Source organism: uncultured Blautia sp., assembly GCF_902497045.1.
GTDB lineage: Bacteria > Bacillota > Clostridia > Lachnospirales > Lachnospiraceae > Blautia_A.
Genome location: NZ_CABVDF010000050.1, coordinates 1 through 15555 on the forward strand (window position 1 = coordinate 1; position 15555 = coordinate 15555).

Genomic DNA, 15555 nt, shown 5'->3' on the forward strand with positions numbered 1-15555 from the left:
CACCGTATAAAACGGCATTATAATGACACGATTTTCCAACTTAAACTGCATGTGTTCTGGATGAATGGTCCAGACTCCCGAAAATGGGAACACACAAAAACTCAAATACAATATTATACTAACACAAGATATAGATATAGTCAATGATGCAAATACAAGATATAGACAAAATGAAAAAGGGGTAGGAGATAAGAGAGTAAACAATAGAATGTTTGGAGCCATCTGACTAGAATATGACCAGGTGACTCCAAATATTTTGATTAAGATTCTAGATTTGTTTTGCCTATGGAAGAAAGCTCCTCATACCCCAATAGTTCCGGGCGGGGATTGTTCTCCATTTGCAATCCGGCTTGACGACGAAAATAAAGCCGGTAATGGTGACCGGTTAAAAGTTTGGAGTGCTTATCCAGTGTAAAGCGGTATTCTGTTTGATCAGCAGTCTGAAATAAAATCTGTTGATGCTTAGTGAGGGGACTGACTTCTCTTTTGATACAGGTTCCGATAAGTTCTGTATACGCTTGCTTTTTAGCGGTACACAAAAGAGCAAGGACACGTATGATGCTGCCTATACCAATCAGAAGACTCATAATGAGGAAAATATGATCTTTGGTATGTAGTCCATAGACACATCCGAAAAGGACACAGAAAAAGCCGATTGCCCCTTGGACAATCAGCTTGGAAAGTAATGGTTTTGGCATTGCGGCTCCTTTCTATAATTTTTCAAATGCAATTTGTTTGTTCAGATATAAATTAGTGACAGCCTCAAGTATTGGATATTGGGTATGATTTAGCTGCAGATTTTCGGCAACGGTATGAAAGGTGGCGTCAGTGCTGTCATAAAGTTGGGACAGGAGCTGACGGTTATCTTTGGGAAATACACCATGTTCTACACAGGCAGCCAGCTCTGCAGTAGATATTTGCACCCGTTTTGCAATTTGCAGGACAACCTTTTCCATGGGCGAGAGGGGGACCTTTCTAAAGAAATATGCCATGTCGGTTTTCTCTATTTTCCGTTTGAGATAGAGATAAATGCAGGAAAACAGTTGAGTGGCAAAATTGTCTTTCAGTGGACAGAGATATAATTCACCTAAAAGCCGGTACAAGGCATCTATACGTGTAAGACCGTCTCCTTTCACTATCAATCCCCGAACAATCAGTCGGTTCAGATAAGGCTCCATAGGAATGTTTTCAGAACGGTTGTGGAGCTTTAAATGTTCTGAAAATGCAGTATGCAATTCGTGAATCTGGCGTATGTGAAATGCCAGACAGCTCCATAGGATAAATTCTTCTTCACTTAATCCATATTCTCGGTGATTATTTATAACTATGGGCGTTTTATGGTTTTTAAGGCAATCTTCAAATCGTAAGATTCCGACGGCAGTATATAGTGTCAACATGGCATCTTCTCCCTTCAGGATAGCAGGGTATACAAGGTGGCATCTTGTTGCAGGTATTTGCGGGCTTTACTCTTCCATGCTCTGACATGACTTGCCGGAACTCCATAATGTTTGGAAATTTCCTGACTGGTATAGCCGTTTTGCTGAAGCAATAATGCCTGTATTCCCTTTTTTATGGTGGTGCAGTTTACATTCTGCAAGGTCTGCAGGTATTCATAGATGGATCGGAGATTATGTTCCTGTTCCCAATTCTGTAAAGAAGAGGTATCTGCAAGGAGCTGCTGATAAGAGGTATCTGTTTCATTATCTGCGATAGCATCCATGGAACAAGTATATGTTCGCTCCTTTTGCAGACTTCTCCAGTAATCGTAGATGGCATTTCGAATAACAACTTTTGCATAGGTTTCAAAAGGACGGTTTCCGTCGTAATTCATTGCTGCTTTACATAGAGCAAGGTTGCCAATTTGAAGAAGATCCTGGCGTTCATCATAGGAGACATACCTGCAACCGCAGGTTAAAGTTTGAATGACTTTAGCAACTATTGAAAGATGATCTTCCGTAAGTTTTCGTTCTATGTCTGTCATTGGTATAATCATAATCCCACCGCCTTTCAACTGGCAGCCCGAAGTGGGATGTGATTATTGCGGAGAATTTTCATGGATTCACAGATGAGTTGTTCACACATATACAGATCAAACTCTCCGATATGGGCTTCTTTAGCAGTTAAACAAAACTTGTCGGCAATCCAACGGTATGCATCTGATTTAGAGAGAATGTGGTTCTTCCAGATCTGGTCAAAAGTTTGATGTGCCTGGATACGCTTGAAACGAAGCTGCTTGTTGGCAAGTGTTCCTTTAGCAATATTTGTTCCCGGATGAACCCCTACATAAGAATTACATTCCGGATAGCGACTGCATACATAAACTTTTCCGCCTTTGGATTTACTTCCATATACATAGGAAGCATCTTTTAAAATTGCTGTACTGCCACAATATGGGCAGCGAATTGGTTTCTGTTTCATAAAGATTCACCTCGCTTACGTTTTTAAAACGTAGAAAACATCTGAAATAATAGTTTCTTACGTTTTTTATACGTATATTGTAAGAAAGCGGGTGACGAATTCCCATGTATTGGGCAGTGAAACAGATCCCGGATACGAACCAAATGCCAGAAGCCGTTGCTAGTATTCCGGATAGAACAATGCTTTGATCAGTGGGAATAATCCACTGTCCGTAAAACGGGGATAGTTTACCGGAGTAAAAATAAATCCTGCACAAAATAACCGCAATAGATATAAGCCGACCAGAATTAAACATAAATAATAAAGGCGGCGGGTGCGGATGGTCCAAGGTCTGCGTGGACGAAATTTGAAATACAGGATGATAAGTGCGGGCAGAAAAATCAAGCGGGTAAATATCATATCCATCCCTTGTAATATCAGAATCAAGTTCATTCTACGTACACCTCCTTTTTTATTCTGTACGCAAGATTTGCGAAAATCGCAACTTTACTGTCACCAGTTATAATGTGCATTTTCCTGATACCTGAGAAGAGCGATACAAGGGCAGGGGTTTCCTGCTAGATGGATGGATTTCAGGTAGGAGCTGTAAAGAGCAAGAAATTCATCTAGTGTAATGGCATTGGCACATTCGGTTGGTTCCGGTATCCGGGAGAAGATCATTTCTGCGTCTGCCATGGTCAGGACACAAGGAATACCGGAGGAATCCAGATGATACAAAAAATGAGAGCCATTGCAAAAACTACGGGTATCACAGAAGACACAACGTACATAGACGCAGTTATGCCAGTTGCCGTTACACAGATCTAAAAAGTGCCGCAGATGTTTGGCATCGGCATTGATATGGGATTGTTTCATATTCATCACCTTAAAAACAGGCAGCCTGTGAAAGACTGCCTGTAAAAAATCATGGTTATCAGTTTGAAATTATTTTTTTCGTTTCTTAAAATACAAAACTCCAAATCCGATAGCAGTCAGAAGTGCTGTGCCTGCAAGAATGATAAATGGCAGAAGCGTAGTGTCATCCCCTGTTTTTACCGGTGGAGTCGTTTTTGGCGGTTCTTTAGGTGTTTCTGTCAGTTTGACGGTCTGTCCCTCGTCTTTGATGTCCTCGTGGGAGGTAATTTCAGTTTCGACATCACCATCTAAGAGGAAGAGTTTCTCAAAGACAACCACATCGTGTCCGTTTAATTCACTGGCATCAAAGGTAAATGTTACATCCACAGAGCCGTCAGATTCTTTCGGAGAAAACTCAGTTTCGGCAGTTACTGTTTTTTCGTTTACGAGAATTGCTTTCCCCGTTTCTTTATCCATGAGGATTCCAACAAGTTTATATTTTGCTTTTGGAATCAAGTTTTTATAGGTTACGGTATCTATGATGGTAGCTTCTTTGGATGACAGAACTTCTTTATCATCATCTGCTCCATCTTTGGCTGTTGTTTTGATTTTCGGGAAGTAAATGCTCTGTTCATGGTCGTCAATGTCAGCATGAACGGCAATTTCTTTTTCTTTGTAAGAAACGGATTCAAAAACAACGATGGTTTTGCCTCTCAGTGCGCTGGCATCAAACGTAAAGGAAAGTTCCACATTCCCATCTGCTTTTTCAGGAGTGAAGGTTGTCTGGGCGGTAATTGGTTTTCCATCTACTTCCAGAGGTTTTTTCGTTTCCTTATCCATCAAAGTTCCAGTAAGTGTATATTCTTTTCCTGGAATTAGATTTTGATAGGATACAGTGTCAATCAAAGTGATTTCTTTTTCCGGTTTTGCATAGTGATTACCGGAAACGTTATCTTTCGCTGTCGTTTTGATTTCTGGGAAGTAAATAGTTTGTCCACCATCCTTCAAGTCGGCATGGACAGCAAATTCTTTTCCTTCATAGGAAACAGATTCAAAGACAACGACAGTTTTTCCAGCCAATGTGCTGCCATCAAGCGTAAATTGTACGTCCACTGTACCTTCAGCGGTTTCCGGAGTGAAGGTGGTTTCCGCAGTTACCTTTTTATCGTCGATCACAACAGCTTCTCCGGTTTCTTTATCCATTAGGGTTCCGGTCATTACATATTCTTTTCCCGGAAGGAGATTTTTATAGGTTACGGTATCCACAAGTGTTACTTCCTTGCCAGCAAGAGAAAGATTGCTGTCGGTATGGGCATCCTTCGCCGTCGTCTTGATTTCCGGGAAGTAAATGGTCTGATCTTCATCTTCAATATCTGCATGGACTGCCAGTTTCAGATCATCTTGATACAGTTCCTCGAAGACAACGATTGTTTTTCCTCGAAGTGAAGTAGCATCAAAAGTAAATTTCACTTCAGTCGATCCAGATGTTTTCTTTGGCTTGAAAGTAGTTTCGGCAGTTACCGGATTTCCGTCCACTTCAATCGGTTTTCCTGTTTCTTTATCCATCAAGGTGCCAAGAAGCTTATAGGATTGTCCTTTCTTGAGACCTTCATACTCTACGGTATCAATGATCGTGATTTTCTCTTCAGGCTTGCTCAGATGAGATTCCGTATCTTTATCGAGCGCAGTTGTGCCGATGGTGATTCGGTCATCTGTTAAAGTACCCATGTCGATCACCACATGGTTACGATATACTTCCACCTCAATCTTCAAGAGATTCATTCCCTCGTTGGTTTCACAACGCTGCTCTTCCAAAATATAAGTATCGTAAATTAAAGCGCCTTTGGAATCATCCGGTTTAGAAGTGCCAAACCAGATGCCATCTTCCGAAGTTTCTCCACGATTGGTGTTTGCCGTATGCTTATTCCATTCTGCAGATGTACTGGCATATCCATTTTTATCGGTTACAATCGTATGGCTTTCTCCAGTTGTTTTGGAGGTGATGGAAAATGGCACGTTAGCTAAACGATTCAAATCCCCATCAGAGACTTTGACAAATTCTAAATCCCCGCGGATGATCTGATTGAGGATTGCGTGTTCTTTGGAAGTCAGGTCTATGATTTTACCATTTTCCTGAATGTCAAATTCTTGCGAGAGTTTACCTTCGTTTAAATAACCATCCGGAGCTTCTGTTTCGTCTATGCGGTAATGACCGTAAGGGAGAGCATCTTTAGCAGTAGCAGCGGCGCCACTCTTGTCTGTTTTCAGAGTCAGTACGACCTGTCCGCTTTCATAGAGTTTTTCATTTACAAGAACCGGATGAGTGCTTAAATTGGTAATAGTAAAAGTAGCACCTTCTAAAGTGGCGTTACCCTGCGGTTTTGTTTCACCGGTTTCAATATCCCGTTTTTGAACTTTTACCCCACCTCGGATCACCTGGTTTGCAATGGAAGTATCTTTGCTGGTCAGATCTACCATTTCTCCATCTTTGGTAATCTCAAACTCCAATGTTTTTGCACCATCTTTCAAGTAACCAGTAGGTGCTTGGGTTTCCTCAATACGGTAATGACCGACAGGAAGCGCTTTTTCTTCCGTAGAAGCAAGACCATTTTCATCGGTAATAATGGTAAGGCACATTTCATCTTTCTGATATAGTTTTCCATTTACCCATACCGGCTGTTCGTTTAATGTGGTAATGGAAAATGTAGCGCCGGCAAGAGTCGCATTTCCCTGAGACACAGTATCTTGTGTTTCCAGATCCCGTTTCTGTACCTTCACGCCGCCACGATAAACCTGTTCTTCTACATTGGAAGCATTGTATATGGATACACTTTCCTGACTTCCGGATCCGGTAATCTTCTGTACAAAGACTGTTTCATTTAGAAAATAGTTCTTTGGAGCTTTGGTTTCCTGAATGGTTACAGTTCCGATTGGAAGACAAACGGTCTTTTTATCGGATGCATAATAAAATTCATCTCCAGATACAAAATAATCCTTGGTAAAGTGCATCTCACCAGAGGCATTCGTTTTCATTACCCAGGTACGTACCGGTTTCTTTCCGCTTGTGGCAGGATCGGTATCAGAAAGCTCTGTATAAAACTTAATGGTGAACTCAGCATTTGCAAGAGAAGAATTTCCCTGTGGTTTTCCTTCACCAGTCTCCAGATCCAGTTTTTGCAGAATCAGAGAAATTGGATTGTTCTGTGGAATGTCACTTGATTTTACAGTGCTGGTTTCTTCTGGCTTGACGTTCACATCATGGGCGGTAGCATCCACGATAAAGCCGGCTGGTGCGGAAATCTCTTTCACTGTGTAACTGCCTTCTTCAAGTTCTTTTGATTTCGCATAGCCATTTTTATCTGTTGTTAAAGTCTGAATCAGCTTGTCCCCTTTGTAGATGCCATATTTTGCACCTTCTAAAGTATAATTTCCATTTCCATCAGAAATGGATGGATTAGCAGAAGATTTCTGAAGTTCTATCCAGCCGTTCGGAACCTGATACCAGCTTCCGGCAAAGGTTTGGTTTCCGTTTCCCGGAACAAGAAAAGCACGAAAATTTTCCGGTGGAGCAGGCAGTTCACTGATTCCCTGTACTACTTCCAGAGTTTTATCAATAAAGCTTTGCGGGGCACCATGGAAAGCACCAGTATCTCCCGTATTTCCAGCATAGATATATGCAACAGCCAGATGTCCGATAACATAAGCATTGTCATCGCTCCAGCCCTGGAAATATTTCTCCTTTGTTACGGTATCATATCCGTAGCCGCCATTTAAGTAGTAAAGAGCTTTACGAAGAGGGGAAGTTTTTTCCAGTAGATCATAAGAATATGTTCCACTTGGCGGGGTGCGTTTTAGAGGTTCTACGCAGTATGCAGTATTGCTGCCATCAAAGGTCATTCGTGACGTAAAATAATCACCATAGGCGATGGATGGTCCGGCATGGAAATCGATAGTCCCATCAGCTGCATGGACAGGTTTGACTGACGAGAACAGAGCGCCGATTGCAACGAAAACTGCAAGTAGAAATGCAAACAGGCGGGTATATGGTAATTTTGTTTTTTGTAACATAAGTCTCCTCCTTTTCAAATGAAAACAGACAGCCAATAGGAGCTGCCTGTTTGTTACCCGGCTTTTTCATTCTGGCGTTTGAGAATTTCCAGAAGTTCCTGCCGGTCTGTGGTGATGAGTTCTTTTTCCAGATTGGAAGCTTTAAACTCCACCGTAATATTATTGTTATTTGTAGAAATCAGTCCGTTTCCTCGTTGGAAATGAGTGATGTTCATAACCTCTGTTTCAGAAAGGTGCAGGATATTTTTCACTCGCTGCGCCTCCTCGTCTTCCATATTGAGGATAATCTTGGTTTTACAGTTGTTGATGATACCTTTTCCGTATTTTCCATCATCCAGTGCAAAAAAGTCGTTTAAGTCCTGAGTGGCAAAGATGCCTGCACCAGAGTAGGCTCGGATGATTTTGGCGATTTCCAGCACGAATTCTGCAGCAAGGCGGTTACTGGAAGCACCGATTAGTTGCCATACCTCATCTACAAAAATGGCTTTTTCTTCCGTACGGTTTTCTTTGGCTTTGTCCCATACGAAGTCAAGGGCAACAAACATTCCGACAGTCAGCAGGTCGCTGGATCCGGTCAGCTCAGAAATATCCAGAACGGTATATTTGTTGGATAGATCCACATTGGTTTGCTGGTTAAAGGAAGATGCAGAACCATGTACCAGTCGGTTTAGAATGTGAGCGAGACGCTTGGTGTCTTCACTTTCCATCAAGACATTGTATACATCACCCAGGATTGGCATTTCCTTGTACTGATCCGGATGTTTCGGATCAATCAAGGACTCATTTTTATGAGTGATGCCTTTTCTTGCATAAGTCTTGATGAGAGCTTCATCCAAAAGTTGTTTTTCTTCGTGGCTCATATCAGGGATGAGCAGGGAGAAGAAAACATGCAGTCGTTGTATTTTTCCGGCTAAAGCAGAAGCATCCAGCGTTGGTCCATCTAAGAGTTCATTTACAGAGTTATCTACTTTTCGGATTTCCATGACATTGATGCAGTTTTTACTGGCAGGGGAAATCTGAATAAAAGTTCCGCCTACATTTCTTGCAGCACGATAAAATTCATGTCCTTTCAATGGAGCAATGATAAATACCTGAATGCCTTTCCTGCGCATCCGGAGAGCCATAGTCTGCATGGTGAAGGTTTTTCCGGCTCCGGATGTTCCAAGAATGGAAATGTTGGAATTCTTATACTGTTTGGAGTCAAAAATATCGGCGATGACCAGGGAGTTATTATGTTTGTTGACACCAAAAAGAATGCCGTTGTCATCACAAATGCTATAACTGACAAATGGATAACAGCTTGCCGCACCGGTAGTCAGTGTATTGCGTTTGGAAAGTTCGTAAAGTTTTTTGTCCAGGCTGACCAGCGGAAGAGAAGACAGGAATCCTTGCTCTTGCAGAAAGTAACAGGAGCGAAGATCCATGTCTTGAGAAATCAGCAGCTTTTTCATTTCCTGAATCCTCCACTGGAGTTCTTCCAGATTGTTAGCTGTAATTGTAATCAGCAGGTTCATATAGTAGAAGTCTTCATTGTTGGAGAGTCCCTGCTTTAAAAAATAACCGGAACGGATGGCAGAATCCAGATCATCGAAGTCTGCATTCGTATCGGAAGCGTCTTTGATCTTGGAACGATTGATACGAATTTGTTGTCCCAAACGCTGCTGTATCTTATCCTTTGGCTGTTTGTGGAGATAAAAATCCACATCAATTCCTTCGCCGGCATTGATAAGCAGTGACAGCCAACCAGGTGCGACTTTTGGCTTATATCCGTCACTAGGAACCAAAAGATAGGCATGATAGACACCGTTAATCAATACATAGTTACTGTGCTTGAAATCTACGGATTCCGGAGCAATAAATTCATTGATATGTATGGCATCCATTTCAGCTTCCCTGCCGGTTTCTTCATAACGAGTCAGTACCTGATTGATACGCTTTGGAAGTGGAACCTCTGTGGATTTGGTACGGTTTAACAGGGTGTAAAGGACATCCGTAGTAAACTCGTCTTCATTATCGTGGGATACCACTTCATTTCCGCATTGGTACAGGAAGGTTTTGGCGGTCTGGGCTGCGGTTTCAAGAGCTGCCAGAATTTCAGTTTCTTCTACTTTTCGATTTACATTGAATGGTTCATATTCAAAAATCAGGAAGAACCGACGGGATACAGCTTCTCTGGAGCTTAACCGGCGTACAAACTGAATATAGTCTTTCTGAAGTTGTCTGCAGTTAGGATCTGTTTCACGTTCCAGTTCCAACTGAGCCTGGTTCAGATGCTTGTTGATGTCTGCTTTTTTGGAAATCATCTTGATCTGAAGTTTAACCGGGCTGATCTTCAGATAGGAAATAAAACTGAAGATAATGCTTTGCTGCTCTCTGGTACTTCTAAGCAAAAAGTTGATTGGCTCAATTTCCAGAATCTTGACATACCGGTGATCTGTTGTGTAGATGACACCATTGGCAATCTTCTCAATCGGAAGATAATCCTCCAGAGTCATATCCCTGCGTTTTTTCTTCTTTGGTTTAGACGAAGCAGGAGCAGTATTTATATCAGAAGCCGGATGCTCACGTTCTTTATCAGCCTGTTTTGTAGCTTTGATTTCCGCTTTTTTTTGACGATTTTCTTCCCGGACTCTGCGTTTTTCTTCCTGTTTCTGGCGCTTTAATTCTGTGCGTACTGCGCGTTTTGCCTGTTTCTGTGCTTTCTTTAGTTGACGGTTCTCATATTTCAAGATCCGAATATCTTCACGAGCCTGCTTGCGGATTCCGCGTTTTGTGGAAGTATCAAACTGGCGACGCTCTTTTTTTTTAGAAATTGCTACATCGTGAGAAGAAATCTCATCAGAAACACAACCCTCATATTCGTCAGACTGTCCGGATGCTGTCATGGAAGCTGTTGATTTTTTCTTGGGATGTTTGTGTTTCTTTGCCTTTGGTTCTTTATTCCGCGGTTTTTTGATACGATGCTTATTTTTCGGATCTGGATTTACATCTATGCGGTAGATGACGCGCCGGTTTTTGAGAAAACGCAGGGCGTTCATTAAAAAAGCACTGATACTTTCTCCACCGATTCCAATTAAAGAAATCATAGCTGCCGGAAGGGCTGTCATACAAAGAATGATAATGCGTACCGTCAAAGACAGTGGGAGCTGAATCACTGGAACTGCAATCAAAACAGCTAAGATGCCTCCTTCAATGGCATTGCGGATTTTAAACATACCGCCCATGAAGGTTCCTTTTTCGATGAAGTTTCGAGGAATGAAGACGATGGTTTGCTTTTCAGAATCATTCATGGCTGCACCTCCTCAGCTTCCGTTGTGGTTTTGTGATCAGATGGTTGTTTTTCCGGTTCAGTTTCTTTCGTATCGTCGTAGCCGCCTTCGGGTAACAGTTCAATTTCTTCTGTTGTCAGGACCGGGAGATTTTCATCCGTTTGCTGTTCATAGGTTTTTATTTCTTCTGTACCGGGAGTTCGTTCTTCTCCATAGAAAAAGCGTCCGATGGAAGAACTGTAATAAACAGGAAGAACGGAATCATCCGATAACCGGAAAGAAAAGCCGATGTCAGAAGCATTTGGGTAAGTGGTTTTGTCTTCTAAGAACTGAACGGAAGTTATCGAAGTGTTCCCGGTATCGGTAAGATACGTTTGCAACTCCTGACATAAAGTTTCTATCTGCCCTTTTGAGAAAAAGTTTTGCAAGGCACTAAAATCCAAAAAGGTGAGTGCTGTCTTACTTGAGGATTGTTCCGTATCCGTAGTTTCTTCCTTCGTTGGAGCAGAAGAAGCCGGCTTTTCTCCCCGTTTCTCTTTAAAAAGATGAGGGAGAACAAATCCGACTGCAATTAAAAAAACCATCATCAGGATGGATAAAATAACTTTTTTTCTATTCATAGGGTATCTCCTTTATTTTTTATCGAAGATCCAATACGCATTGGATGTCGCATGGACTTCAGACATCATATCGAATTCGCGATTGATGTAGTTTTTGGAACTGTTGTCATTGGGATCGTTGACCAAAACCTTACTGTCTGCAGTTACGCCCCGCAGTACAATGAAGTGTCCGCCGCTGGTAAACAGCCCGGCTCTTTGGGAGCTGATTACTGGATGACCTTCCGATAGTGCCTGCAGAACCTGATTGGCATCACTGGTTTGTGTGACGGAGCCACAACCGAAATGGTTGGCGGCTGCCTGAAAATAGGACCAGTAAGTACCGACTCCCGGCATATAATAGGAATTTCCACACCAGGCAACAGCATCTGCCGGAGTTATTGTGGTATCCGTAAGATAACTGGCAATCATAGCAAAGCTTGTTGGACCGCATCCGCTACTGGCAATAGAACCTCCGCCGTATGGAATGTTTCCATAGTCTGTCTGAAGATAATGCGGGATTTGCATTCCGTTTGCAGGATAGCTGCCACCGCTGTTGGTAATCTGATAATAGCGAAGGACATGCTCCACATACTCTTTGTCTCCATAACGGTCATAAGGCCAGCTTGGTCTGGCACACATCATGTCAGAATAGGCGATGGCGTTTTCTTTGGTATATCCACCGTCCCGTTCCATAGCCCAGTCAATGTAACCGGATCCGTAATTGTAGCCTTGGAGTGCGAGCTTGATTCGGTCTAAATCGGTAGGACCGGTACATCCTGCCTTCTCCAGTGCATACTTTAGTTCTTGGATTCCGCATTCAATGGAGTATTCCGGATCCGTAATTCCATTTGGTTTATGCGGGTATTTGGTGTTAAATGAGCCTTCCGCCGCCTGCATCACATCCAGTCCTCTGCCGCCGGATTCCTGCATCATAACGGCAAGAATCAATTCTACATATTCACTCATGCCATACTTGGCGGCAATCCGTTCGACAGCAGGACGGTAAGAGAGAACCTCATCAGATAAGTTGATTGCCATGGCAACTCCGGAAGCGGCATTCCCAAAAAAGGTGGTTAGATTTTCTGCATAATCCTGAGCAAGCTTTTTCTGCTCATCTGTTAGATGAAAAACATGATCAGCAAAATATGCATCACCTGCATATTGCACAGTATAGGTGTGTCTGGTAAAGGTAACTGTTTTTGTCTGTGGTTCTGCGTTTTCATTTCCTTCCGGACTATTTTCACCTTCTGCACCACCTTCTACGACTACTTCCATCGTGACTGTTTCTGTTGCAACATCATAAGAAAAAAGCCCATCCTTATTTTTTCGGATTAGGCTTTTTAGTTTCCTTAGATTGATGTTTTCGTAATTATCCTGACTGGCACAGAACTGGGAAATCAATAGATTGGCATTAACGGAAATATTGTATGTGTAGGAATCATTGATACTGGCAGTATCCCCTTCCGGAAGTTTTGCAATGGCAGCATTGATTTCAGAAAGAATGTCTGCATGACTTTCTTCCAGGACTTCTACAATCGCTTCGCGGGATGCTCGGATATTATCATTGATAATGGTATTGCTGTTTAAAGCGCCGGTATCTTCCATGAGACTTCCGAAGATGAGTCCCGGAAGCATGAGAATAAAAAGAACCGGAAGCAGCAATATGGCAATGATAACAATGATGATTTTTGCAATTCCATGCCGGTTGGCAATCGCAATTCCGATTGCAGCAGTAAACGGACCGCCTGCAGCACCAAAACCAGCTTTCGTTATGGTGGAAGCCGTTTTTAAGGCTTTGAGATGGGAAATGGTACTTGTGCCTACATCCATTGCCTCATCAAATCCGGATGATTCGGTTGCCATTTTTAAATGCGATCCTTTCTTGAAGGTGTCGGCGGAAGTTTCTGTACGATGGATTCGTTGTAGGCTACTTTTCCATCACCAGCATCGTATGGTGTTTTAGAAACTGTATCTTCTGCATATTGCCGATACCAGGCGGATCCGTCCACAGAATGTACGGTGTCAAAATTGCCCTGAGTAGGGGCAGTGTATTGATCAGCATGATACATGGCAAATTCCCGACTGGTTCCATCGGGGGTAGTTTCGACTCCGGTAATCCTTCCACCGCCGATTTCTACATTAGTGTAGGAATGGTTCGCTTTATTATCGGCACTGATTCCCATGTAAGACTGGAAAGCAGCTTCCGCCCCTTCTCCGGTAATGGAGCCGACTTGCCCGTAGTTCCCTTGGGCAATATTACTGATTACATTGTTGGCAAAGTCTCCGCCCTTTTCTAAGGAAGATTGATACAGAGCGTTTCCTATACTCGGTCCCTCCGTATATCCAGTAGCTGCATTGACAGCGGAGCGTTCTGCTTGACGTCCTACTGCTCCGGCAAGTCCACCGGAAAGGAAAGTTCCTCCGACGGCAGCACTTCCAGGAGAAGAAGATCTGCCATGGCTGCCACCACCATGACCACGAAACGAATTTCCAAGACTGCGCCCGGCAATTAGAAGTTCTGCCATCATATTGCCACCAGTGTTTCCTACGTTGATTCCAAGACTTGCCATGAAACTGTCAATTTTCTGCGAAACCTTTAAAAAGGCAATGGCACAAAGGAACCAAACAAAGACATTTCCGGTAACGGTTTCCTTTCCCTGTTCGGCGACTGCCTGTTCAACCTGTGCTTCTGTCAGTTCAGCGGCAAATACCGGAAAGGAGCAAAAGAGTACCATACAGGCAGTAAGTGTCAATAAAATCATTAGCTTTTTTCTGTGTTTCATGTGTTCCTCCCTTCTATATTGACAGTGGATTTGCAATGAAAGTGCCGATCATGGAAGTGAACAGACGTAAGCACCAGGCATTCATCAAAAGAAGAAAAAACTGTCCACCAAGCATCCGAGACCAGCTTTTAAATATGTTTCCGGTTGCCTGAGACGCACCTGTTGCAAAGGCGACTGGTGCAGTATAAATTAGAACTCCCAGCAAGATGTAACGTTCTGCAGCCTCGAAAAGAAGCTTGATGTAATTCCAAGCAAGGATTAGCACTAAAATCAGAGCAACGATAGCAACAGCGCCGTTGGCACACACACCTAAAATGACGGTGATGACAGAGTTGAAGGAACCAAATTCTAAAGGTGGCAAGTCTTCTGTAAGAATCCAACCATAGGGAGTTCCTGCTATATCTAGCAGAAGATCTACAATGTCTTTTGCATAGAAGGTAAGGAAAAGGAACATAAAAGTCCGAAGCGAGAGTTTGATGGGATCTTCCGCATCAATTCCCGTACCCATAAAATAGTTCTTAAAAAGCTGCCATACCCAGTTCAGGAGAATAAGTCCAATCGCCAGTGCCAGAAAAATCTGATACATAGTTTCGGCTGCCGGAAAGTAACGGAGAAAGGTATCCATAGAGCATCCCAATGCACCTAATACAGAGGTGGTAATCAGATCCAGAATATTCATAACTTGTTCGGCAATCCATTCTACAATTCCGTCAAGTATTCCCATAATGACGACTCCTTTCTCTGTACGTTATCCATTCCATTTTCCACCTGCGAAGAATGGTGTGATGTAAGCCATGATAAATCCAAGCCCATTCAAGATAGCCCAGGTAATGATGATTCGTTTGAGCCATGCGCGGGATTCATCTACGGTTTTTCCGCTTTTTGAAAAATTCATCAGTAACAGTGCAACAGATGCAGTTACGACAGCAGCAATCGTGGAGATTAGAATGATCTGGTTGTATACGTCTTTCATGATTTCTGAAGCTTTGTCCCAGATAGTAGCAGCCATAACTGGCTGCACATTACAGGCGATCAGGGTGAACATCAGAAAGCCTGCGTACAGATATTTTCCATAATCCCGATGGCGTTTTTTGCCTGGCGGGGAATCTTTGAATACATGATATTTCATGCAAAAACCTCCTTCATAAAAGAGGGCAAAGTGAAATACATCACCTTGCCCTGTGCTTATAGTTTCCTGCCTCGACAGCTTCCGGCTGGTCAATACATTGGGAAGCATTTTATATTCAGTTGTAACGGACTCCTTTCCTGCAAACAAAAACACGCCTATAACCGGAAGTGAGGCTGATTTCCGGAAAAGACGTGTCCTGCTTTGCATATTTTTTTGACAGTATCATTCTAGCATGGGTAGATTTCCCTGTAAATCGCAGAACTGTGCCAGATAATGACATTGATGTGCCGACTCAGGGACAAAGAAGGAAAATAGCATTTGATGGAGATTGCGGACAAAAAGGTGTGGGTGTATAATGAGAAGTAAAAGAGACAGGAAAATACTAATTAGTGGAGGGAAATATATATATGGAAATTACTAAAGAAAGTAAAGACCACCTAATTGAACAAATTGAA

General features: G+C 42.6%; 13 protein-coding genes. All 13 read right to left on the bottom strand.

Annotated elements, in window-relative coordinates; all coding sequences use genetic code 11:
* Positions 1-260: 260 nt before the first annotated feature.
* Positions 261-698, bottom strand: a complete 438-nt coding sequence (locus tag RDS42_RS05635; protein ID WP_308782801.1) for a hypothetical protein — start codon at positions 696-698, stop codon at positions 261-263.
* Between the two features lie 12 nt (positions 699-710).
* Entirely contained in the window at positions 711-1397 is a 687-nt protein-coding gene (locus RDS42_RS05640; RefSeq protein ID WP_308782802.1) for a cell division protein, read from the bottom strand.
* A gap of 14 nt (positions 1398-1411) precedes the next feature.
* On the bottom strand, positions 1412-1993 hold the full coding sequence (locus tag RDS42_RS05645) for a sigma-70 family RNA polymerase sigma factor (RefSeq protein WP_055158043.1): 582 nt from the start codon (positions 1991-1993) through the stop codon (positions 1412-1414).
* Positions 1994-2007: 14 nt separating this feature from the next.
* Positions 2008-2418 carry a zinc-finger-containing protein gene (locus RDS42_RS05650; protein ID WP_308782803.1) on the bottom strand — a complete coding sequence of 137 codons (411 nt, stop codon included), beginning with the start codon at positions 2416-2418 and terminating at the stop codon, positions 2008-2010.
* Between the two features lie 159 nt (positions 2419-2577).
* Positions 2578-2850, bottom strand: a complete 273-nt coding sequence (locus RDS42_RS05655) for a hypothetical protein (protein WP_055158040.1) — start codon at positions 2848-2850, stop codon at positions 2578-2580.
* A 60-nt stretch (positions 2851-2910) separates the two neighbouring features.
* The gene (locus tag RDS42_RS05660) at positions 2911-3273 is read right to left on the bottom strand and encodes a hypothetical protein (protein ID WP_243873106.1); all 363 of its coding nucleotides are present in this window, start codon (positions 3271-3273) and stop codon (positions 2911-2913) included.
* Positions 3274-3342: 69 nt separating this feature from the next.
* Positions 3343-7320, bottom strand: a complete 3978-nt coding sequence (locus RDS42_RS05665) for a VaFE repeat-containing surface-anchored protein (RefSeq protein ID WP_308782804.1) — start codon at positions 7318-7320, stop codon at positions 3343-3345.
* 53 nt (positions 7321-7373) lie between these two features.
* On the bottom strand, positions 7374-10610 hold the full coding sequence (locus RDS42_RS05670; protein ID WP_055158036.1) for an ATP-binding protein: 3237 nt from the start codon (positions 10608-10610) through the stop codon (positions 7374-7376).
* Positions 10607-11209: a DUF5038 domain-containing protein gene (locus RDS42_RS05675; RefSeq protein WP_055055843.1), complete on the bottom strand. Its 603-nt coding sequence runs from the start codon at positions 11207-11209 to the stop codon at positions 10607-10609. The genes RDS42_RS05670 and RDS42_RS05675 overlap by 4 nt, the downstream gene beginning before the upstream one ends.
* Before the next feature lie 12 nt (positions 11210-11221).
* Positions 11222-13051 carry a lysozyme family protein gene (locus tag RDS42_RS05680; protein ID WP_055158033.1) on the bottom strand — a complete coding sequence of 610 codons (1830 nt, stop codon included), beginning with the start codon at positions 13049-13051 and terminating at the stop codon, positions 11222-11224.
* A 2-nt stretch (positions 13052-13053) separates the two neighbouring features.
* Entirely contained in the window at positions 13054-13971 is a 918-nt protein-coding gene (locus tag RDS42_RS05685) for a hypothetical protein (protein ID WP_055158031.1), read from the bottom strand.
* Between the two features lie 13 nt (positions 13972-13984).
* On the bottom strand, positions 13985-14695 hold the full coding sequence (locus RDS42_RS05690; protein WP_055158029.1) for a conjugal transfer protein TrbL family protein: 711 nt from the start codon (positions 14693-14695) through the stop codon (positions 13985-13987).
* A 24-nt stretch (positions 14696-14719) separates the two neighbouring features.
* Entirely contained in the window at positions 14720-15100 is a 381-nt protein-coding gene (locus RDS42_RS05695) for a hypothetical protein (protein WP_055158027.1), read from the bottom strand.
* Positions 15101-15555: the final 455 nt, after the last annotated feature.

Coding starts and splice junctions, on each gene's coding strand:
- RDS42_RS05635 (WP_308782801.1), bottom strand. CDS start 698: ATGCCAAAACCATTACTTTCCAAGCTGATTGTCCAAGGGGCAATCGGC.
- RDS42_RS05680 (WP_055158033.1), bottom strand. CDS start 13,051: ATGGCAACCGAATCATCCGGATTTGATGAGGCAATGGATGTAGGCACA.
- RDS42_RS05675 (WP_055055843.1), bottom strand. CDS start 11,209: ATGAATAGAAAAAAAGTTATTTTATCCATCCTGATGATGGTTTTTTTA.
- RDS42_RS05655 (WP_055158040.1), bottom strand. CDS start 2,850: ATGAACTTGATTCTGATATTACAAGGGATGGATATGATATTTACCCGC.
- RDS42_RS05690 (WP_055158029.1), bottom strand. CDS start 14,695: ATGGGAATACTTGACGGAATTGTAGAATGGATTGCCGAACAAGTTATG.
- RDS42_RS05695 (WP_055158027.1), bottom strand. CDS start 15,100: ATGAAATATCATGTATTCAAAGATTCCCCGCCAGGCAAAAAACGCCAT.
- RDS42_RS05640 (WP_308782802.1), bottom strand. CDS start 1,397: ATGTTGACACTATATACTGCCGTCGGAATCTTACGATTTGAAGATTGC.
- RDS42_RS05660 (WP_243873106.1), bottom strand. CDS start 3,273: ATGAAACAATCCCATATCAATGCCGATGCCAAACATCTGCGGCACTTT.
- RDS42_RS05650 (WP_308782803.1), bottom strand. CDS start 2,418: ATGAAACAGAAACCAATTCGCTGCCCATATTGTGGCAGTACAGCAATT.
- RDS42_RS05665 (WP_308782804.1), bottom strand. CDS start 7,320: ATGTTACAAAAAACAAAATTACCATATACCCGCCTGTTTGCATTTCTA.
- RDS42_RS05670 (WP_055158036.1), bottom strand. CDS start 10,610: ATGAATGATTCTGAAAAGCAAACCATCGTCTTCATTCCTCGAAACTTC.
- RDS42_RS05685 (WP_055158031.1), bottom strand. CDS start 13,971: ATGAAACACAGAAAAAAGCTAATGATTTTATTGACACTTACTGCCTGT.
- RDS42_RS05645 (WP_055158043.1), bottom strand. CDS start 1,993: ATGATTATACCAATGACAGACATAGAACGAAAACTTACGGAAGATCAT.